Origin of the sequence: Bacillus paralicheniformis, assembly GCF_001042485.2 — a bacterium.
Classification (GTDB): Bacteria; Bacillota; Bacilli; order Bacillales; family Bacillaceae; genus Bacillus; species Bacillus paralicheniformis.
On record NZ_LBMN02000023.1, the window covers coordinates 55,237 to 75,889 of the forward strand.

At 47.7% G+C, this 20,653-nt stretch carries 19 protein-coding genes and 2 riboswitches; all 19 genes read left to right on the forward strand.

What is annotated here, in order from left to right; all coding sequences use genetic code 11:
- The first annotated feature begins 346 nt into the window (after positions 1-346).
- The 19 genes from ACH97_RS15550 to purF all read left to right on the forward strand — a co-directional run bounded on the left by ACH97_RS15550 (position 347) and on the right by purF (position 20,560).
- Positions 347-1,219 (forward strand): cation diffusion facilitator family transporter, encoded by an 873-nt coding sequence (locus ACH97_RS15550; RefSeq protein WP_020450423.1) that lies wholly within the window; start codon positions 347-349, stop codon positions 1,217-1,219.
- A gap of 155 nt (positions 1,220-1,374) precedes the next feature.
- Complete coding sequence (locus ACH97_RS15555; protein ID WP_020450424.1) at positions 1,375-2,337, forward strand: AAA family ATPase; 963 nt, start codon at positions 1,375-1,377, stop codon at positions 2,335-2,337.
- A complete protein-coding gene (locus ACH97_RS15560) occupies positions 2,337-3,548 on the forward strand; it encodes a DUF58 domain-containing protein (RefSeq protein ID WP_020450425.1) in 1,212 nt (403 codons plus the stop codon). Before ACH97_RS15555 ends, ACH97_RS15560 begins: the two co-directional genes overlap by 1 nt.
- 4 nt (positions 3,549-3,552) lie before the next feature.
- Positions 3,553-5,778, forward strand: a complete 2,226-nt coding sequence (locus tag ACH97_RS15565) for a DUF4129 domain-containing transglutaminase family protein (protein ID WP_020450426.1) — start codon at positions 3,553-3,555, stop codon at positions 5,776-5,778.
- A gap of 188 nt (positions 5,779-5,966) precedes the next feature.
- Positions 5,967-7,508, forward strand: coding sequence for a glutamine-hydrolyzing GMP synthase (gene guaA / locus ACH97_RS15570; protein ID WP_020450427.1), 1,542 nt, complete (start codon positions 5,967-5,969; stop codon positions 7,506-7,508).
- Positions 7,509-7,549: 41 nt separating this feature from the next.
- A complete protein-coding gene (locus tag ACH97_RS23495) occupies positions 7,550-8,101 on the forward strand; it encodes a hypothetical protein (protein ID WP_020450428.1) in 552 nt (183 codons plus the stop codon).
- Between the two features lie 115 nt (positions 8,102-8,216).
- A riboswitch (purine riboswitch) is annotated at positions 8,217-8,318 on the forward strand.
- A 133-nt stretch (positions 8,319-8,451) separates the two neighbouring features.
- Positions 8,452-9,774, forward strand: a complete 1,323-nt coding sequence (locus ACH97_RS15580) for an NCS2 family permease (RefSeq protein ID WP_020450429.1) — start codon at positions 8,452-8,454, stop codon at positions 9,772-9,774.
- Positions 9,775-9,991: 217 nt separating this feature from the next.
- Positions 9,992-10,747, forward strand: a complete 756-nt coding sequence (locus tag ACH97_RS15585; RefSeq protein ID WP_020450430.1) for a BAR domain-containing protein — start codon at positions 9,992-9,994, stop codon at positions 10,745-10,747.
- Between the two features lie 108 nt (positions 10,748-10,855).
- Positions 10,856-11,044 (forward strand): hypothetical protein, encoded by a 189-nt coding sequence (locus ACH97_RS15590; RefSeq protein WP_020450431.1) that lies wholly within the window; start codon positions 10,856-10,858, stop codon positions 11,042-11,044.
- 153 nt (positions 11,045-11,197) lie between these two features.
- Positions 11,198-11,785, forward strand: coding sequence for a DUF2179 domain-containing protein (locus ACH97_RS15595; protein ID WP_370510518.1), 588 nt, complete (start codon positions 11,198-11,200; stop codon positions 11,783-11,785).
- Positions 11,785-11,982: an NETI motif-containing protein gene (locus tag ACH97_RS15600; RefSeq protein ID WP_020450432.1), complete on the forward strand. Its 198-nt coding sequence runs from the start codon at positions 11,785-11,787 to the stop codon at positions 11,980-11,982. Before ACH97_RS15595 ends, ACH97_RS15600 begins: the two co-directional genes overlap by 1 nt.
- Positions 11,983-12,060: 78 nt before the next feature.
- A riboswitch (purine riboswitch) is annotated at positions 12,061-12,163 on the forward strand.
- Between the two features lie 136 nt (positions 12,164-12,299).
- Positions 12,300-12,788, forward strand: coding sequence for a 5-(carboxyamino)imidazole ribonucleotide mutase (gene purE / locus ACH97_RS15605; RefSeq protein WP_020450433.1), 489 nt, complete (start codon positions 12,300-12,302; stop codon positions 12,786-12,788).
- On the forward strand, positions 12,781-13,923 hold the full coding sequence (gene purK, locus ACH97_RS15610) for a 5-(carboxyamino)imidazole ribonucleotide synthase (RefSeq protein WP_025810313.1): 1,143 nt from the start codon (positions 12,781-12,783) through the stop codon (positions 13,921-13,923). Before purE ends, purK begins: the two co-directional genes overlap by 8 nt.
- Positions 13,920-15,215, forward strand: a complete 1,296-nt coding sequence (gene purB, locus ACH97_RS15615) for an adenylosuccinate lyase (protein ID WP_020450435.1) — start codon at positions 13,920-13,922, stop codon at positions 15,213-15,215. The genes purK and purB overlap by 4 nt, the downstream gene beginning before the upstream one ends.
- Positions 15,216-15,289: 74 nt before the next feature.
- Positions 15,290-16,006, forward strand: coding sequence for a phosphoribosylaminoimidazolesuccinocarboxamide synthase (gene purC, locus ACH97_RS15620; protein ID WP_020450436.1), 717 nt, complete (start codon positions 15,290-15,292; stop codon positions 16,004-16,006).
- A gap of 1 nt (position 16,007) precedes the next feature.
- Positions 16,008-16,262 (forward strand): phosphoribosylformylglycinamidine synthase subunit PurS, encoded by a 255-nt coding sequence (gene purS / locus ACH97_RS15625; protein ID WP_003179532.1) that lies wholly within the window; start codon positions 16,008-16,010, stop codon positions 16,260-16,262.
- The gene (gene purQ / locus ACH97_RS15630; RefSeq protein WP_020450437.1) at positions 16,259-16,942 is read left to right on the forward strand and encodes a phosphoribosylformylglycinamidine synthase subunit PurQ; all 684 of its coding nucleotides are present in this window, start codon (positions 16,259-16,261) and stop codon (positions 16,940-16,942) included. The genes purS and purQ overlap by 4 nt, the downstream gene beginning before the upstream one ends.
- Complete coding sequence (gene purL / locus ACH97_RS15635) at positions 16,926-19,154, forward strand: phosphoribosylformylglycinamidine synthase subunit PurL (RefSeq protein ID WP_020450438.1); 2,229 nt, start codon at positions 16,926-16,928, stop codon at positions 19,152-19,154. Before purQ ends, purL begins: the two co-directional genes overlap by 17 nt.
- Positions 19,130-20,560: an amidophosphoribosyltransferase gene (gene purF, locus ACH97_RS15640; protein WP_048350361.1), complete on the forward strand. Its 1,431-nt coding sequence runs from the start codon at positions 19,130-19,132 to the stop codon at positions 20,558-20,560. Before purL ends, purF begins: the two co-directional genes overlap by 25 nt.
- Positions 20,561-20,653 lie beyond the last annotated feature (93 nt).

The window sequence follows — 20,653 nt, forward strand, 5'->3', positions numbered from 1 at the left end:
TGTCAGAGTTTTAAGGACTATTTTCGACTTTTTTTAATATCGTTTAAATTTTGGGTTTGTTTAATGTTTTTTAGAAGAATCATGCAGGGGAACTAAAGAAAAAATATTCAGAAAGAAGATGCCGACCTTTTAATCCTATGCAGCGTGAATAAATTGAGGTTTTCGCAAAATCCTTATACAGAGCGGGTTTTACCGGTTTTGACCCAACTGAAATTTGTTTCCTTAAATAAAAAAAGTTCTACTCTGACTATATTTCTGCAAGAAGTGAATCATGTTTCTATAGACTCACTCAAGTTTTGCTTTGTATGATTAAAAGCGAAAACACGGATGGGAAAGGAAGCTTTTTATGGAACGGTATGATGAATTAAAAAAAGGTGAAACCGGGGCATGGGTCAGCATCATCGCTTACATTGTACTGTCGGCTGTTAAATTGGCCGTCGGGCTTCTATTTCACTCCGAAGCCCTCAGAGCCGACGGACTGAACAATACAACAGATATTATCGCCTCAGTAGCGGTGCTGATCGGCCTCAGGATTTCTCAGAAGCCGCCTGATGAAGACCATCCGTACGGACATTTCCGCGCTGAGACGATCGCCTCGATGATCGCTTCATTTATCATGATGGTGGTCGGTCTTGAGGTGCTGTACAGCTCGGGTGAAATGCTGTTTAATCCGAAAGAAACGACACCGGACATGATTGCGGCTTGGACGGCGGCAGGCAGTGCCGTCGTGATGTTTTTGGTTTTCCTCTACAATAAAAGGCTGGCAAAAAAGGTAAACAGCCATGCCCTCTATGCAGCCGCCGCCGATAATAAATCGGATGCCTATGTCAGCATCGGAACGTTCGCAGGCATCTTTGCTTCGCAATTTAACCTTGCCTGGGTCGATACGGCAGCCGCATTTATCATCGGATTGATCATCTGCAAAACGGCTTGGGGGATTTTTAAAGAGGCGGCCCATTCTTTGACGGACGGATTCGATATTAAACATATTTCAACGTATAAAGAAACGATTCGGAAAGTTCCCGGCGTCGGCAAAATCAAAGATGTTAAAGCGCGTTATTTGGGCAGCACCATCCACGTGGAAATCATCGTGGAAGTGAGATCCGACCTCAACATTGCAGAAAGCCATGATATCGCCGATGAAATTGAGAGAAGAATGCAGGAGGAACACTCGATCGTTCATTCCCATGTTCACATCGAGCCATCTGGAGAAAAATAAGAAGCGGTCACTGACCGCTTTTTTTGTTTTTCACTCTGAAATTCGAAATGAAAAAAGACAAAACTCTATTTTCCTCCAGTTAGTTGTTTTCTGAGAGTACATCGTTTATGGTAAAGTTAAATAAATTCGATTCGTCAGCAATGAGGAGGAAGAGGATGGCATACGAAGAAACGCTGCATCCCGTTTTGGGAAAAGTAGCTGATAATATTGACAAAGTAATGGTAGGAAAGAAAGATATTGCCGTTTTAAGCCTGACTGCCATTCTTGCAAACGGACACGTCCTGCTGGAAGACGTTCCAGGCGTCGGAAAGACGATGATGGTTCGCGCCCTGGCAAAGTCAACCGGCGCTGAATTTAAGAGAATCCAGTTTACGCCAGATTTACTGCCTTCAGATGTAACAGGCGTTTCCATATATAATCCGAAAACACTGGAATTTGAATACCGTTCAGGCCCGATTATGGGAGATATCATTCTCGCAGATGAAATCAACAGAACGTCGCCGAAAACGCAGTCGGCGCTTCTGGAAGCGATGGAAGAAGGAAGTGTGACAGTAGACGGCGTGACAATGCCGCTTTCAAAACCTTTTTTTGTAATGGCCACACAAAACCCCGTCGAGTATGAAGGGACATATCCGCTGCCGGAAGCTCAGCTTGACCGCTTTTTATTCAAGCTGAGAATGGGATATCCGACAGTGCGCGAAGAGCTTCAAGTGCTCGATCTTCAGGAAAACCGCAGCCCGATTGAGGAAGTTGAGCCTGTCATAGAGAAAGAAGAGCTTGCTGCATTTCAAAAAGAGGCTGAAAAGGTGTATGTAGACGCTGCGATTAAAGAATACATTGTTGAGATCGCCCAAAAAACGAGGAGTCATTCCGCCGTTTATCTCGGCGTGAGTCCGCGCGGCTCAATCGCCTTGATGAAGGCTGCTCAGGCGTTTGCATTTTTATATAACCGTGATTATGTCATTCCTGATGATATTCAGTATTTGGCGCCTTTTACCCTTGCACACAGAATGATTCTACGGTCAGAGGCGAAATTTGAAGGAAAGCGGCCTGAAGCTGTTCTTCAGGACATTATGTCAAAAACGGAAGTTCCGGTCAGAAGGCCGATGAGCAACTGATGAGAGAGCGCATCGGTCTTGTGAAGTACGGATGGAAGCTGTTTATCGTGTTTCTTCTGTTTGCTTCAACGTTTTGCTATGCGATGTTTCAAGGGGGATTTGTCAGCTGGTTTTTGTTCTACTCATTTCTTCCCTTTGTGCTTTATGCTTTCATGCTTGCCTTTTATCCGCTGAAGAACATGACAGCGGAGCGGAGGCTGAGCCGCGGGCAGTATAAAGCCGGTGATCAATTGGAGGCTTTTGTCGTGCTAAAGAGAAAATGGCCCTTTCCGATCATGTTTATGATCGTGGAAGACTGTCTGCCTGATTCGCTGGGGAGAAACGGGCGTTCGGCAGAAGCCAAACAGTTTCTCTTTCCTTGGTTTAAAAAAGAAATTAAGATGACGTACACGATCAATTCGGTCCCGAGAGGAGACCACCGTTTAGCAAAAATCAGGGTCCGCACAGGTGATCCGCTCGGACTGCTGGAAAGAGAATGCGAGATTCAATTGGAAGACTCCTTTCTCGTTCTGCCTTCCTATCAAGAGATTACTTTCCGCGCCAGCGGAAGCTCTTATGATGAACATGCAGGCCGCGTTTCAGAGCTTCGCCGAAAGGACAGCACACTGGCATCAGGTATCAGGGAATACCAGCCGGGCGACCGGTTTGCATGGGTCGACTGGAAGACGTCAGCACGGCGCAGCCAGCTGATGACGAAGGAATTTGAGCAGACGAAAGGGGATGACCTGCTCGTCTTCATGGATCAGTCTCCCTCTGATGCTTTTGAAGAGATCGTCGCGTTTACCGCTTCTATCATTCGTTCGGCCATGAGGAGCGGGACGAATGCAGGGCTTGTTTCCACAGGAAAAGAGCGGAATGTCTTCCCGGTTCGGCAAGGGGAGGAGCATCTGAGAAAGCTGTTTTACTACTTGGCGCTTGCCGATTGCGATGCGGTCCAGCCGTTTCACAGTCTGCTGGAGGGGGAATTTGGCCATCCCGATATGAGAAAAGCCGTTAAATATATTGTGACAAGCCGGATCACCAACGAATTGGTGCAGGTTTTGAAGAAACCGCTCTCCAGCGGACTGCCCGTCATTTGTTTGGTGAAGAAAAAAGGCGGAGCTCTCTCAAGTGAGGAAAGCGCCGCTGTCCAACAATTAAAAGCGCGGGGGATTGAAGTGAACGTCATTTACGGGGAACATTTTTCCCGGGGTTTTGCTGAAGCGAGGTGAGAAAATGTTGTCCGGGGGAAAAAGAAACAGTTTCGGTTTATTGCTTTTTTATGTCCTAACCTTTTTGCTTCTGTGGGAATGGCTGCGTCCTTTGCAGTATTTTACCGATACGGGGCACACCGTCTTTTTTATTTTGTTTATTGCCTTAGTATTCTTGCTTACATTTTTTAAGGTCCCTTGGTTTATCAGATTTCCGGTCAGCCTTGGCTTCGTTCTGTTTGCGCTGCACACGATTTTTTACGAAGGATCGGTGTTTTCACCTTCATGGATTGCCCTGCTTTTTCAGGATTTAAATCAAAATTTCTCCTATATTTTCTCCGGCATGTGGCGGGATATGTCGCCGTTGTTTCGGACGCTGCTCTTTTACGTCCTTCTTTGGCTGCTTGTATACTTGCTGCATTACTGGGTGATCTATCAGCGCAGAATTTTATTCTTTTTTATCATGACCGTTGTTTATATCGCGGTGATCGATACATTTACGCCGTTTGACGCATCATATGCGATCGTCCGGATCGTGCTGATCGGCTTTTTGCTTCTCGGCCTGCTGTATTTGGAACGGATCAGGGAATCAGAAGCGTTAAAATCCTCAAGATCGCGGTTTGCCAAATGGTTTACACCGCTCTTATTGATGACTGCCGCTGCCGTTTGCATCGGCGCGGTCTCGCCGAAAGCCGATCCCGTCTGGCCTGATCCGGTGCCGTTTCTGCAGACGGCTGCGACAGGCGATTTTGCTTCCTCAGGCAAAAGCAAAGTCGGCTATGGAACGAATGATGAGGCATTGGGCGGGCCATTTTCAAAAGACGATACATGGGTATTTACGTGGCAGGGAAATGAACGAAGCTATTTCAGGGTGGAAACGAAAAGCCGCTATACAGGTAAAGGCTGGATTGAAGACGAAAAAACGGGCGCGTCCATCCAGCTTGACAAGGGTGAGCTGGATTACCAGTGGTACGACGAAGGCGTGAAGACCGAAACGCGCAAAGCGATCGTCGATATCGATCCGGCTTATCGGTACGATCACGTCCTGTATCCGATTGGGACGACTGAAATCAAGCTCAACAATTTCTTTGTGCCGCTCCGCATGAACTTAAACACAGAGAAAATAAAACCGGCCGGCAAGACAGGCGCGGACATTCAGAACCTGGAAAGCTATTCGGCCACCTATAAATCACCCGTCTTTGATGTTGATCAGCTGAGGAAGGTCAGCTTTGAGTCGGAGGGAAAATGGAGCAGAAGCCATGAGAAGTATCTGCAGCTTCCCACTTCCCTTCCCGACCGCGTGAAAACATTGGCGCACGATTTAACGAAAGACGAAGATAATATATATGACAAAGCGAAAGCGATTGAGAAGTATCTCGGTTCTTCCGAGTTTTCTTATGAAACGGAAGATGTGGCTGTTCCTAAAGGAGAGCAGGATTATGTCGATCAGTTCTTATTTGAGACGAAAATCGGCTACTGCGACAATTTTTCCACAGCTATGATCGTGCTGCTGCGGTCGGCCGGAATACCGGCCCGCTGGGTGAAAGGCTATACATCCGGTGAATATGCAGGAACGACGGCAGACCGGAAACGGACGATTTACGAGGTGACAAACAACAATGCCCATTCCTGGGTTGAAGTGTACTTTGAAGGACAAGGCTGGGTTACGTTTGAACCGACGAAAGGCTTTTTAAATCCGGAGCAGCTCGTTGAAGAGTCCAGCGGCCGGCAATCTGGCGCGGCTTCTGATAAAAAAGAAGATGATAAGAAAAACGACGGAGGTCAGCGTCCGCAGGATGTAAAAGAACAAGACAACAAAGAGAAGCCCGAACCTCAGACAAAGCGTGATGCCAATGGCGGTTCTCATGCCGGCAGCGGGGATGCAGACCGTACCCTTTTGACTGGTGCGGCCGTACTCGGTCTGTTGCTGGCGTTGACAGCGGTGCTTTACTTTACAAGGGCAAAATGGATGCCGCACATCATCATCAACAGGCTGAAAAAACGGCGTGATGGCGCGGTTTTCTTCAAAGCTTACGAAGAGCTGCTCCGCCAGCTGAAGCGCCAAGGCATGCAAAAAGAAGAAGGACAGACGCTGCGCGAGTTTGCGAAGACGGTTGATGAACGCTTTCAAAACGGTGAAATGACAGCTTTGACCCGGCAATATGAACGGGCTTTGTATCGAAAGGAAGACGCCGCAAAGCTGTGGAATGATTCGGCGGAGTTATGGGAAAATTTAATTAAAAAGAGATAGTCTTGACCGCTTTCAGTCGTATTGTTAGAATAAATGAATATTAAAAACCCTTATATATTCTTGCTGGCAGGCTCGGCGGCTTATCTATCGGACAAGCCGGGCCTTGTCCCGTGAATGGGGGCAGGACGGCCTTGTGTCTGCCGCCATTTTTTCTGTGCAAAAAGACAATTTGATAAAGAGGTGACACCATGACGAAGTTAGTAAATGAAATGATTCTTGTGTTGGATTTTGGAAGTCAGTACAACCAGCTGATTACCCGCCGCATTCGTGAGTTTGGTGTATACAGTGAATTGCATCCTCATACATTGACGGCAGAGGAAATTAAAGAAATGAATCCGAAAGGAATTATTTTGTCCGGCGGTCCGAACAGCGTTTATGACGAAGGATCTTTCCGCTGCGACGAAAAGATTTTCGAACTGGATATCCCTGTTCTTGGCATTTGCTACGGCATGCAGCTGATGACGCATTACCTTGGCGGAAAAGTAGAAGCGGCGAGCCAGCGCGAATACGGAAAAGCGAACATTCATATCGAGGGTGAACCGGATCTGTTTAAAGATCTTCCAAACGAACAGGTCGTCTGGATGAGTCATGGTGATCTAGTTGTTGAAGTTCCAGAAGGCTTTACCGTTGATGCGACAAGCCATCATTGCCCGAATTCAGCAATGAGCAAGAAGGATAAGAAATGGTACGGCGTACAATTCCATCCGGAAGTCCGCCATTCAGAATACGGAAACGACCTTTTGAAAAACTTCGTTTTCGGTGTTTGTGAATGTGCCGGCGAATGGTCAATGGAAAACTTTATTGAGATTGAAATGCAGAAAATCCGCGAAACAGTCGGCGATAAGCAAGTACTGTGCGCCTTGAGCGGAGGGGTTGACTCCTCTGTCGTTGCGGTCTTGATCCATAAAGCGATCGGCGACCAGCTCACTTGTATTTTCGTAGACCACGGGCTCCTTCGAAAAGGCGAAGCGGAAGGCGTGATGAAGACGTTCAGTGAAGGCTTCAACATGAACGTGATCAAAGTTGATGCGAAAGACCGCTTCCTGAACAAGCTTAAAGGCGTCTCAGACCCTGAGCAAAAACGTAAAATCATCGGTAATGAGTTTATCTACGTGTTTGACGATGAAGCGGAAAAACTGAAAGGTATTGACTTCCTTGCACAGGGAACGCTTTACACCGACATTATCGAGAGCGGAACAGCGACAGCTCAGACGATCAAATCGCATCACAATGTCGGCGGACTTCCGGAAGACATGCAGTTTGAACTGATCGAACCGCTGAATACGCTCTTCAAAGACGAAGTGCGTGCGCTCGGTACCGAGCTCGGCATCCCTGACGAAATCGTGTGGCGCCAGCCGTTCCCGGGGCCAGGCCTCGGCATCCGCGTTCTTGGAGAAGTGACGGATGAAAAGCTTGAAATCGTCCGCGAATCAGATGCGATTCTCCGCGAAGAAATCGCCAAAGCTGATCTTGAAAAAGATATTTGGCAATACTTCACTGTTCTTCCTGATATCCGCAGCGTCGGCGTCATGGGAGACGCAAGAACTTATGACTATACGATCGGCATTCGCGCCGTGACATCGATTGACGGCATGACATCCGACTGGGCGAGAATTCCTTGGGATGTCCTTGAGACAATCTCGACACGGATCGTCAATGAAGTGAAGCACATTAACCGTGTGGTTTACGACATTACGAGCAAGCCGCCTGCAACAATCGAGTGGGAATAAGACAAATGCCCCAGCCTTTATGAGGCTGGGGCGTTTTTTTATTGGGAGAGGAATCAGTTATATTCATTGCTTTCATCACCGCAACAGCTCTGTTTCTGCTCAAGAAAAAAATAATTTCCCGAATGGCCTTATCAGGCGTCCTCTGTCTGTTCGCCGTACTTGCGTTCATTTTTTATTTTGCTGCAACGGTGAACTTTACATCCGTCAGTCTGGAAAACGAGAGTATTGCAGGCTTAAAAATCGGCGACAGCGTTAAAAATGACCATCGATTTGTAAAAAGTGGAACAGGGGTTGTGGAATATAAAGCCAAAAATATGTCAGGCGTAAAAGCAGAAATAGATAAACAGGAGAAAATTGTGCTATTGTTCAATATTTCTTCCGCTCAAACCGTGACTATTGCAAAAGGCATCAAAATCAACGATACACTTCAAACAGTGGTCGAAGTATATGGAAAAGAATATAAAGAGCTTTGGTTTGTCGAAGGGTATGAAACCGGAATACAATATCAGGATAAAAAAAGAGACGTGGTGCTTGAATTTTATTTCAATGATCACAAGGTGCACTTGATTGAATTGAAGAAAACAGGGAATTAACCCGCTGCAGACCACGGTCAGAATCTGGAAAAAGCAACGAACGAAGCGAACATTAAAATCATTAATGTTCGTTTTTTTGTATTGTGTTCAGCGTTAGATATTGCTACAATAGTATAGTAATTCAAAAAAGACTTGTCGTATAATCATGGGGATATGGCCCATAAGTTTCTACCAAGCTACCGTAAATAGCTTGACTACGCTTGTATACAATATTTTGTCCGTGAAAAAAACATTTTTTCAGTATGAAATATGCCGTAGTCAAGCGTCCCGCCAATTGGGGCGTTTTTTGTTTAAAAGCAAAGGTTTTTGAAACAATAAAAGCGACAGACAAACGAGAGGAGTATACCATTTTGAAGCGTTACTTTCAGTTTGAAGAATTGGGTACAAACTACCGGAGAGAAATGATCGGCGGACTTACCACATTTTTGTCCATGGCATATATTTTGATCGTCAACCCGCTTACCCTTTCTCTGGCGTCGGTGGAAAATTTCCCGGATGCATTGAGAATGGATCAAAGCGCGGTCTTTACGGCAACAGCGGTTTCAGCAGCTGTCGGCTGTTTTATCATGGGGCTGCTTGCGAAGTATCCGATCGCCCTTGCGCCCGGAATGGGGCTTAACGCATTCTTTGCATTCTCCGTTATTCTGAACATGCAGATTCCATGGCAGACGGCCCTTTCCGGCGTTATGGTTTCCGGACTAATTTTTATCGCTCTTTCGCTGTCCGGTTTGAGGGAAAAAATTATCAATTCGATTCCTTATGAGCTGAAAATGGCTGTCGGTGCGGGAATTGGTCTGTTTATCGCTTTCGTCGGTTTGCAGGGCTCCAAAATCGTCGTATCCAACCCGGATACCATTGTGTCGTTTGGAAATATTCATTCAGGTCCCGTTCTTTTGACTGTTTTCGGACTGATCATTACTGTCATTTTAATGGTATTGCGCGTGAACGGCGGCATTTTCTTCGGTATGCTGCTCACGGCGATTGTCGGCATGATCTTCGGTCAGATTGATGTTCCTGACAAAATTGTCGGTGCTGTTCCCAGCCTTGCACCGACATTTGGACAAGCCTTTATCCACCTTCACGATATCTTTTCGGTGCAGATGCTTGTCGTTATTTTAACGTTTTTATTCGTCGACTTTTTTGATACGGCCGGTACATTGGTGGGGGTTGCATCACAAGCCGGTTTGATGAAGGATAACAAACTGCCGCGCGCTGGCAGGGCTTTGCTTGCCGATTCTTCCGCAACTGTTGCCGGAGCGATCCTTGGTACATCGACTACGACCGCTTATGTTGAGTCAAGTGCCGGGGTAGCGGCCGGAGCGAGAAGCGGTTTTGCGGCGATCGTAACAGGCGCTTTGTTCTTGCTGTCGCTGTTCTTCTCGCCTGTCCTCAGCGTTATCACTTCGCAAGTGACGGCGCCTGCTTTAATCATCGTCGGCGTGCTGATGGTGGCGAATCTCAACAAAATCGACTGGACGAAGTTTGAGATTGCGGTGCCAGCATTCTTCACGATGATCGCGATGCCGCTGACATACAGCATCGCCACCGGAATCGCGATCGGATTTATTTTCTACCCGATCACGATGATCTTTAAAGGCAAAGCAAAAGAGATCCATCCGATTATGTACGGATTGGCTGTTGTATTCATTCTTTATTTCATTTTCTTGAAATAAGGTGTGCTGTGCGAAAAAGGCTTGTTCATTTGGACAAGCCTTTTTTATTTTCAAATCATTAAAAACGGAACCTTCCGCCTTCGTTTTTCGTCATATATAAGGGCTGCCGCATCTATGATAAAAAGAGGTTTGTCTTGACTGTTTCACACAGCTTATGTAATTTATAAAAGTGCTTTTCATTTATGTAAAGCTTTTGAATAGAATAGGAGTTGCTTATATGATTGAAGAACATCACAAACGAAATGAAGATGATATAGAAGAACCTGCTTCGAGGATGTCGAGGAATTCCCGGAAAAAAGCGAAGAAAAGCAAGGAGACGAATCCGTCTGCGGCGAAAGTCAAATCGGTGATGGAGAGCGTGATTGCCGCTTTGTTCCGCTATTTCAGCTTTGTGCTCGATATTTTAAAATCCCCGGTGCGCAGCGCACTTGATTTTGACCGGTCTTATTTTAAGTATTCCGTTATTTCAATGACGCTTTTAGCCGTTTTCTTTTCGCTCGGCAACTTTTATCAGCTGCTTGCGGGCAGGGGGAGAATTCTCGGGTTCGGCGTGTCAGTGCCGTTCCTGGAAGTGTTTTTGGTTGTGTTTATCTATTGCATGGCTTTCATGTTTTGGATGGCAGCATCGAGCTGGGTTGTATCGAATTTTATGCTCAGGTATAAAGTTTCATTTTTCGATATCACGGCAAAGTACGGTTCTCTATTGGTTCCGTTTATCGTCCCCGCCGCTTTGTGGATGATATTCGCGATTATCAACTTCACGGCCGCGACGGTGATTCTCTCGATCGTCATCTTTATGGGATTGACATTCGGGACTTTTACGCTGATTCAATCGATTTATGAAAAAAGCGAAAAAGCGCGGTTTGACCTGATGTACTGTGTGTTTACCGTCTTTTTGCTTGAATTGGTATTCGTTGCGGCAACATGGAAGCTGGTAGGCGGATACTTGTTGTCGTCGCTTATTCCTGTTTAAGGAGATATTGCCGGTTCTTCTTGAAGAACCGGTTTTTTCTCCGCATTAATTCTGAGTTGACTCATAAGAATAATATATATTTTAACCAATAAGATGGGGGAGTGATCGATGGCTAACTTTCTTCGAAAAGCTGTAAAACAAAAAAAGGAGTATTTAATCAGGCAGCTTGCAAAATCAGGGCGGCTGGACAATTTGAAAGACCTCTCGTCATACACGCTGAGCGATTTGGAAAAGGAGCACCGCAAACTGAGCGAATCCGTTGGAGATCGTCAGCGGGATCATAAGCACCAGCTCTGAAAGACGTTCATTTGAACGTCTTTTTTAATTGTGTTTCAATGCTTTGAAACCGGCAGAAAAAGGGTAAACTGATGGGAGTGAGCAATGTCGAAAAATTTTGTGGTGAAGCAGGGCCATTACAGGATTGTGTATGGAGAATTTCTCTAGTAGAATATGATTGCTTTGCATCTAAAGGAGGGATTTCAATTGCTTCACTCAGCACTATTGAATGGTGTGATCATGGTTGGAATTATTCTGGTTATCAATATTATATACGTAACGTTTTTAACCCTTCGAATGATACTGACTCTTAAAGGCCAGCGGTATCTCGCCGCTTTTATCGGGACAATCGAAATGCTTGTCTACGTCGTCGGGCTGGGGCTCGTTCTAGATAATTTAAATCAAATCCAAAACGTGATTGCTTACGCGGTCGGATTTGGAATCGGAATCATCGTCGGCACGAAAATTGAAGAAAAGCTCGCTTTGGGCTATATTACCGTTAACGCCATTACGAAAGAGCTTGATTTGGATTTGCCGAAACAGCTCAGGGAAAAAGGCTACGGCGTCACCCACTGGGTCGTCGGCGGACTTGAGGGAGACAGAACGGCGATGCAGATTTTGACGCCGAGAAAATACGAACTGCAGCTGTACGAAACGATTAAATCAATCGATTCAAAAGCATTTATCATTTCCTATGAACCGAAGACGATACACGGCGGATTCTGGGTGAAAGCCGTAAAGAAAAGGAGAATTAAAGAATAATGACAAAGCCGAAAAAAAAGCGCTTTGAAGTAACGGAAGGCGAAACGATCGAATCCGTGTTGACGAAGATGCAGGAAGAAGGCTATACACCGGTGCGTCGAATGGAGGAGCCGGTCTTCAAAGAAACAAAGGAAAATGGAACGATTCAGGTTGTTCCGTGCGGAAGAAAAATTATATTCGAAGGTAAATTACTCTAAACCCGAACATTAGAACAACAAAATATACTATCGTTCGATAATGTCGTTGACATTATCACAGTCCGTTGTTAAGATAAACATGACATGAAAACACATCCTCATATAATCTTGGGAATATGGCCCATAAGTCTCTACCCGATGACCGTAAATCATCGGACTATGCAGGAAAGTGGACAATAAACTGACATGGAGATCGCGAGAAGCGGACTAACTGACGATACACGCGCCATGCCCGGTTTGTGTTGCTTCCTACAAATGCAATACATGCCGGGCTTTTTATATGCGAAGAATAACAGCTAAAGGTGGGACAAAAAGATATGCAGCCTCTTCTTGGTGTTATCATGGGAAGCACATCTGACTGGGAAACGATGAAACATGCCTGCGGCATCCTCGATGAACTGGGAATTCCGTACGAAAAAAAGGTCGTCTCCGCACATCGGACGCCTGATTTAATGTTCGAATATGCCGAAACGGCGCGGGAAAGAGGCTTGAAAGTCATCATTGCCGGAGCGGGCGGAGCCGCTCACCTGCCGGGAATGGTCGCAGCCAAAACGACGCTGCCCGTCATCGGTGTGCCGGTTCAGTCAAAAGCGCTGAACGGTCTCGATTCGTTGCTTTCAATCGTTCAAATGCCGGGCGGTGTACCCGTTGCGACCGTTGCCATCGGCAAAGCGGGAGCGGTCAACGCCGGACTGCTTGCGGCGCAGATTTTGTCAGCTTTTGACGAAAAGCTTGCCGGAAGATTGGATGAACGAAGGGAAAGCATCAGAAAAACCGTGTTGGAAAGCAGTGATCAGCTTGTATAAACAAACGATTTTTCCGGGAGCGACAATCGGCATTATCGGAGGCGGACAGCTTGGCAAAATGATGGCGGTCGCGGCCAAACAAATGGGCTATAAAATCGCTGTTGTTGACCCTGTCCCTTCATCACCGTGCGGACAGGTCGCAGACCTTGAAATTACGGCTGCTTATAATGATCGCGAAGCGATACGGAAGCTTGCCGAAGCGAGCGATGTGATTACTTATGAATTCGAAAACATCGATTATGATGCGCTGAACTGGCTGAAAGAGCACGCTTACCTTCCGCAAGGGAGCGAGCTGTTGCTCCTTACGCAAAACAGGGAAACCGAGAAAAAAGCGATTGAATCAGCGGGCTGCAAAGTCGCCCCGTACCGAATCATTCACGACCGGACGGAACTGGAAGCATCCGTAGCGGAGCTCGGTCTTCCGGCGGTGCTGAAAACTTGCCGCGGCGGGTATGACGGAAAAGGGCAGTACGTCCTGAAACAACAAGCACAAATCGGGGAAGCCGCAGCACTTTTACAGCACGGCACATGCATTTTGGAAAGCTGGGTTCCTTTCAAAATGGAATTGTCCGTGATCGTGACGAGATCGGTTCACGGAGAGACAACCGTTTTTCCGGCGGCAGAGAACATCCATAAACAAAATATTTTATTCCAGAGCATCGTCCCGGCACGGGCCGATAAAGCGGTTCAGGAACAAGCGGCAGCACTTGCCCTCAGGCTTGCCGAAAAGCTTCAGCTTGTCGGAACACTGGCCGTTGAGCTTTTCCTGAAAGAAGACGGCGAACTTCTCGTCAATGAGCTAGCGCCGCGGCCGCATAATTCCGGCCATTACACCCTTGATCTTTGCGAAACGAGCCAGTTTGAACAGCATATCCGTGCTGTCTGCGGACTGCCGCTCGGCAAAACGGACCTTCTGAAGGAAGGAATGATGGTAAACCTTCTCGGAGATGAAGTGTACATGGCTGAAGAAGATCCCGAACTATTAAAAGAAGCGAAGCTTTATATATACGGAAAGCATGAAGTCAAACCGGGCCGCAAAATGGGGCATATCACATTTTTAAGAACACCCGACAATGAATGGATCGGGAAGATGACAGAAAAGTGGATTGAAAGAGATGGAGGACGAAAACAATGATCGAACGTTATTCAAGACCGGAAATGGCTGCGATTTGGACGGATGAAAACAGATTCCAAGCATGGCTGGAGGTTGAAATACTGGCTTGTGAAGCTTGGGCTGAGCTCGGCGTCATTCCGAAAGAAGATGTGAAGGTTTTACGGGAAAAAGCGTCGTTTGACATCAACCGCATCTTTGAAATCGAGCAGGACACGCGCCACGATGTCGTCGCATTTACCCGCGCCGTATCGGAAACGCTTGGCGAAGAGAAAAAATGGGTGCACTACGGACTGACATCAACAGATGTGGTCGATACCGCTCTTTCCTATCTATTAAAACAGGCGAACGATATTTTGCTCAAGGACATTGAGAGATTTGTTGACATCTTGAAAGAAAAAGCAAAGGAACATAAATATACGGTCATGATGGGACGCACACACGGCGTGCATGCAGAACCGACGACATTCGGCTTGAAGCTCGCCCTTTGGTATGAAGAAATGAAGCGCAACCTGGAACGCTTCAAGCAGGCGAAAGAAGGCATCGAAGTCGGTAAAATTTCAGGCGCCGTCGGAACGTACGCGAACATCGATCCATTCGTCGAGCAGTACGTATGTGAGAAGCTCGGCTTAAAACCGGCGCCGATTTCAACACAGACGCTGCAGCGCGACCGCCACGCCGATTATATGGCTGCACTGGCGCTAGTTGCGACAAGCATCGAGAAATTCGCCGTTGAGATCCGCGGCCTCCAAAAAAGCGAAACCCGCGAAGTCGAAGAATTTTTCGCAAAAGGCCAAAAAGGTTCTTCTGCCATGCCGCATAAACGCAATCCGATCGGTTCGGAAAACATGACGGGAATGGCGCGCGTCATCCGCGGCTACATGCTGACCGCCTATGAAAATGTACCGCTTTGGCATGAACGCGACATTTCGCATTCATCAGCAGAGCGCATCATTCTGCCTGATGCGACGATCGCGCTGAACTACATGCTGAATCGCTTTGGCAACATTGTGAAAAACTTGACCGTGTTCCCTGAAAACATGAAGCGCAACATGGACCGTACACTCGGATTGATCTACTCTCAGCGCGTTCTTCTCGCTCTCATTGATACCGGCATGGCGCGTGAAGAAGCGTATGACACCGTTCAGCCGAAAGCGATGGAAGCATGGGAGAAACAAGTGCCGTTCCGCCAGCTTGTCGAGGCTGAGGAAAAAATTACGTCCCGACTGTCTCCGGAACAAATTAACGACTGCTTTGATTACAATTACCACTTGAAAAACGTCGACTACATTTTTGAACGTTTAGGCTTAGCGTAGAATAGACCGCCCGCTTTAACAGGCGGGGGTCTAAAAGATGAAATATTTCCAACATTCGGGTTAGGAGGCCTTCTGTGAATATTGTGAAAAATGAACTTTTATATGAAGGAAAAGCGAAAAAGATATACCTGACGGATGATGACAACACGTTGTTTGTCGAATACAAAGACTCGGCGACGGCTTTTAACGGAGAAAAAAAAGCCGAGATTGATGGAAAAGGCCGTTTAAATAACGAAATTTCCAGCCTGATTTTCACAAGGCTTCACGAGAAGGGAATCAACAACCACTTTGTTGAACGAATTTCAGAAACGGAGCAGCTCATTAAAAAAGTGACGATCATCCCGCTTGAAGTCGTTGTCCGCAATGTCGTTGCAGGAAGCATGTCCAAACGGCTCGGCATTCCGGAAGGCACGGAGCTGGAGCAGCCGATTATCGAGTTTTACTACAAGGATGACGCGCTCGGCGATCCGCTGATCACAGAAGACCATATCCGGATTTTAAACGCGGCTGAGCCTGAACAGGTGGAGAAAATCAAATCGATTACGAGACAGGTAAACGAAGAGCTGCAGACGATTTTCGCGGCTTGCGGTGTCAGATTGATAGATTTCAAGCTTGAGTTCGGGCGCGATAAAGACGGCGAGGTCCTGCTGGCCGATGAGATTTCCCCGGATACGTGCCGGCTGTGGGATAAAGAAACGAATGAAAAGCTTGATAAAGATGTGTTCAGAAGAAACCTGGGCGGATTGACGGATGCATACGAAGAAATATTCAAAAGACTTGGAGGCATGTAATATGTACAAAGTGAAAGTGTATGTCAGCTTAAAAGAGAGTGTTTTAGATCCTCAGGGGAGCGCCGTTCAGCATGCTTTGCACAGCATGTCCTACAAAGAAGTTCAGGACGTCCGCATCGGCAAATACATGGAGCTCACAATTGAAAAATCGGACCGCGACCTTGACGTTCTCGTCAAAGAAATGTGCGAAAAACTTTTGGCCAACACGGTGATTGAAGATTACAGATACGAAGTCGAGGAGGTTGTCGCACAGTGAAATTTGCGGTGATTGTGCTGCCGGGCTCAAACTGCGATATCGATATGTTCCACGCGATCAAGGATGAGCTTGGCGAAGAAGCTGAATACGTCTGGCATACAGAAACAAGTCTTGATGAATATGACGGTGTCCTCATTCCGGGGGGATTCTCATACGGGGATTATTTAAGATGCGGCGCGATCGCCCGCTTCGCAAACATTATGCCGGCCGTCAAAAAAGCGGCTGAAGAAGGGAAGCCGGTGCTCGGCGTCTGCAACGGCTTTCAAATTTTGCAGGAGCTCGGTCTTTTGCCGGGCGCGATGAGACGCAACAAAGATTTGAAATTTATTTGCCGTCCGGTTGAACTGGTTGTCCAAAACAATGAAACGCTTTTTACATCTTCCTACGGCAAAGGCGAATCCATCACGATTCCGGTCGCGCACGGCGAAGGAAACTTCTACTGTGATGAAGAAACGCTTGCCGGATTACAAGAAAACAACCAAATCGCTTTCACATACGGAACGGATATCAACGGAAGCGTCGCCGGCATTGCAGGCGTCGTCAATGAAAAAGGCAATGTATTAGGCATGATGCCTCACCCTGAACGCGCAGTCGATTCTCTGCTCGGAAGCGCCGACGGTCTTAAACTGTTTCAATCTATCGTGAAAAATTGGAGGGAAACTCATGTCGCTACTGCTTGAACCAAGTCAAGAACAAATTAAGGAAGAGAAGCTCTATCAGCAAATGGGTGTCAGCGATGACGAGTTTGCCATGATTGAATCGATTCTCGGAAGGCTTCCAAACTATACGGAAATCGGGATTTTTTCGGTCATGTGGTCAGAGCACTGCAGCTACAAAAATTCCAAGCCGATCCTGAAAAAGTTCCCGACAAAAGGCGAACGCGTCCTGCAAGGGCCGGGGGAAGGCGCAGGAATCGTCGATATCGGCGACAATCAGGCGGTTGTCTTTAAAATCGAATCGCATAACCATCCGTCAGCGATTGAGCCTTATCAGGGAGCTGCAACGGGTGTGGGCGGCATCATCCGCGACGTCTTTTCAATGGGCGCGCGTCCGATCGCTGTTTTGAACTCTCTCCGGTTTGGTGAACTCACTTCACCGCGTGTGAAGTACTTGTTTGAAGAAGTAGTCGCGGGCATTGCCGGATACGGAAACTGCATCGGCATTCCGACCGTAGGCGGTGAAGTTCAGTTTGACAGCTGCTATGAAGGCAATCCGCTTGTCAACGCGATGTGTGTCGGTTTGATCAACCATGAAGATATTAAAAAAGGGCAGGCGAAAGGCGTCGGCAATACCGTCATGTACGTCGGTGCGAAAACGGGGCGCGACGGCATCCACGGCGCCACGTTCGCCTCAGAGGAAATGTCTGACCAATCAGAAGAAAAACGCTCGGCTGTGCAAGTCGGCGATCCATTCATGGAAAAGCTGCTTCTTGAAGCGTGTCTGGAAGTCATCAAATCAGACGCCTTGGTCGGTATTCAGGACATGGGTGCGGCAGGACTGACAAGTTCAAGCGCGGAAATGGCATCCAAAGCCGGATCGGGCATCGAGATGAACCTTGACTTGATCCCGCAGCGCGAAACAGGGATGACGCCGTACGAAATGATGCTTTCCGAATCTCAGGAGCGCATGCTTTTAGTCATCGAACGCGGCCGCGAACAAGAGATCATCGATATTTTTGACAAGTATGATCTTGAAGCTGTGGCTGTCGGTCACGTGACAGACGACAAGATGCTGCGCCTTTTCCACAACGGGGAAATGGTTGCCGATCTTCCGGTTGATGCGCTTGCAGAGGAAGCGCCGGTTTACCATAAGCCGTCAAAAGTTCCGGCTTATTATAAAGAGTTCCTTGAAACAGACGTTCCTGCACCAAAAGTCGAAGATGCGAAAGAAACGCTTCTCGAGCTGTTAAAGCAGCCGACTATTGCGAGCAAAGAATGGGTTTATGACCAATATGACTACATGGTCAGGACGAACACAGTTGTCGCACCGGGCTCTGATGCAGCCGTCCTGCGGATTCGCGGCACGAAAAAGGCGCTTGCCATGACAACGGACTGCAATGCCCGCTACTTGTACCTCGATCCGGAAAAAGGCGGGAAAATCGCTGTCGCTGAAGCGGCCCGCAATATCGTCTGCTCCGGAGCAGAACCGCTTGCCGTTACGGATAACCTCAACTTTGGGAATCCGGAAAAGCCGGAGATTTTCTGGCAGATCGAAAAAGCGGCAGACGGGATCAGCGAGGCGTGCAACGTGCTCAGCACACCGGTCATCGGTGGAAACGTCTCTCTTTACAACGAATCAAACGGAAGCGCGATCTACCCGACGCCTGTCATCGGAATGGTCGGACTGATCGAAGATACAGACCATATTACGACCCAGCACTTTAAAGCAGCGGGCGATTTGATTTATGTCATCGGCGAAACATTCCCTGAGTTCGCCGGAAGCGAGCTGCAAAAACTGTCCGAAGGAAAGATTTACGGCAAAGCGCCTGCCATCGACTTGGAAGTCGAACAAGCGCGTCAAAAAGCGCTTCTGAAAGCGATCCGCACAGGGCTCGTGCAGTCCGCGCATGACGTCTCAGAAGGCGGCATCGGCGTGGCGCTGGCGGAAAGCGTCATATCTTCTCAAGGACTCGGCGCCAATGTAACGCTTGCAGGCGAATCTGCATTGTTATTCAGCGAAACACAATCACGGTTTATCGTCTCTGTGAAAAAAGAGCATCAAGAAGCGTTCGAAAAGCTTGTCAAAGACGCCGAGCTCATCGGCGAAGTAACGTCAGACAGCGCGCTGTCTGTTCAAAGCCAGGAAGGACAACAATGGATTCATGCGCAGATAGAAGAGCTCGAAAGCGCATGGAAAGGAGCTATCCCATGCTTGCTGAAATCAAAGGCTTAAATGAAGAATGCGGCGTATTTGGGATTTGGGGGCATGAAGAAGCACCGCAAATTACGTACTACGGCCTTCACAGCCTTCAGCACAGAGGGCAGGAGGGCGCCGGCATCGTCGCGACAGACGGCGAAAAAATGTCCGCCCACAAAGGCCAGGGGCTGATTACCGAAGTTTTTCAAAACGGCGAGCTCAAAATGGTGAAAGGAAAGGGAGCGATCGGCCATGTCCGCTATGCAACGGCGGGCGGCGGCGGCTTCGAAAACGTCCAGCCGTTCCTTTTCCATTCGCAAAACAACGGCAGCCTTGCGCTTGCGCACAACGGAAACTTAGTAAACGCCAGTCAGCTGAAACAGCAGCTTGAAAACCAGGGCAGCATTTTTCAAACGTCTTCTGATACGGAAGTGCTCGCCCACTTAATTAAAAGAAGCGGCCACTTCGAGTTGAAAGATCAGATTAAAAATGCTCTTTCCATGCTGAAAGGCGCTTATGCTTTCCTGATCATGACGGAAAAGGAAATGATCGTAGCGCTTGATCCGAACGGACTCAGACCGCTGTCTATCGCAATGCTCGGGGACGCGTATGTCGTCGCTTCTGAAACGTGTGCGTTTGATGTGGTCGGCGCGACATATTTGCGAGATGTAGAACCGGGCGAGATGCTGATCATCAATGATGAAGGCATGAAGTCAGAGCGGTTCTCCATCAACATCAACCGCTCGATCTGCAGCATGGAGTACATTTATTTCTCAAGACCTGACAGCAATATTAACGGCATTAACGTTCACAGCGCGAGAAAGAATCTCGGCAAAAAGCTTGCTGAAGAATCAGGCATTGAAGCAGATGTGGTGACAGGGGTTCCGGATTCAAGCATTTCAGCGGCGATCGGCTATGCCGAAGCGACGGGAATTCCTTACGAACTCGGACTGATCAAAAACCGCTATGTCGGCAGAACGTTCATTCAGCCGTCACAGTCGCTCAGAGAGCAGGGCGTGAGAATGAAGCTGTCAGCCGTCCGCGGGGTCGTTGAAGGCAAGCGCGTCGTCATGGTAGACGATTCTATCGTGAGAGGGACGACGAGCCGCAGGATTGTGACGATGCTGCGCGAAGCCGGAGCGACGGAAGTGCACGTCAGAATCAGTTCCCCGCCCATTGCCCATCCGTGCTTTTACGGAATTGACACATCAACGCATGAAGAACTGATCGCGTCCTCCCATTCAGTGGAAGAAATCCGTCAGGAAATCGGCGCCGATACATTGTCATTCTTGAGCATTGAAGGACTCCTTTCCGGGATCGGAAGACAGTATGAAGACGAAAACTGCGGGCAGTGCATGGCCTGCTTTACAGGAAAATACCCGACCGAGATTTATCAGGATACGGTTCTTCCTCACGTGAAAGAAGCCGTTTTGACAAAATAAACCGGCCGGCGCTCTTGAAGCGCCGCGCCTCCTGAAATGAATAAAGGGCAGCAGAAGCGATGCGGCTGCTCTTTTGATTTTGAATATTACGAA

Coding starts and splice junctions, on each gene's coding strand:
- ACH97_RS15550 (WP_020450423.1), top strand. CDS start 347: ATGGAACGGTATGATGAATTAAAAAAAGGTGAAACCGGGGCATGGGTC.
- ACH97_RS15555 (WP_020450424.1), top strand. CDS start 1,375: ATGGCATACGAAGAAACGCTGCATCCCGTTTTGGGAAAAGTAGCTGAT.
- ACH97_RS15560 (WP_020450425.1), top strand. CDS start 2,337: ATGAGAGAGCGCATCGGTCTTGTGAAGTACGGATGGAAGCTGTTTATC.
- ACH97_RS15565 (WP_020450426.1), top strand. CDS start 3,553: ATGTTGTCCGGGGGAAAAAGAAACAGTTTCGGTTTATTGCTTTTTTAT.
- guaA (WP_020450427.1), top strand. CDS start 5,967: ATGACGAAGTTAGTAAATGAAATGATTCTTGTGTTGGATTTTGGAAGT.
- ACH97_RS15585 (WP_020450430.1), top strand. CDS start 9,992: ATGATTGAAGAACATCACAAACGAAATGAAGATGATATAGAAGAACCT.
- ACH97_RS15590 (WP_020450431.1), top strand. CDS start 10,856: ATGGCTAACTTTCTTCGAAAAGCTGTAAAACAAAAAAAGGAGTATTTA.
- ACH97_RS15595 (WP_370510518.1), top strand. CDS start 11,198: ATGATTGCTTTGCATCTAAAGGAGGGATTTCAATTGCTTCACTCAGCA.
- ACH97_RS15600 (WP_020450432.1), top strand. CDS start 11,785: ATGACAAAGCCGAAAAAAAAGCGCTTTGAAGTAACGGAAGGCGAAACG.
- purE (WP_020450433.1), top strand. CDS start 12,300: ATGCAGCCTCTTCTTGGTGTTATCATGGGAAGCACATCTGACTGGGAA.
- purB (WP_020450435.1), top strand. CDS start 13,920: ATGATCGAACGTTATTCAAGACCGGAAATGGCTGCGATTTGGACGGAT.
- purS (WP_003179532.1), top strand. CDS start 16,008: ATGTACAAAGTGAAAGTGTATGTCAGCTTAAAAGAGAGTGTTTTAGAT.
- purL (WP_020450438.1), top strand. CDS start 16,926: ATGTCGCTACTGCTTGAACCAAGTCAAGAACAAATTAAGGAAGAGAAG.
- purF (WP_048350361.1), top strand. CDS start 19,130: ATGCTTGCTGAAATCAAAGGCTTAAATGAAGAATGCGGCGTATTTGGG.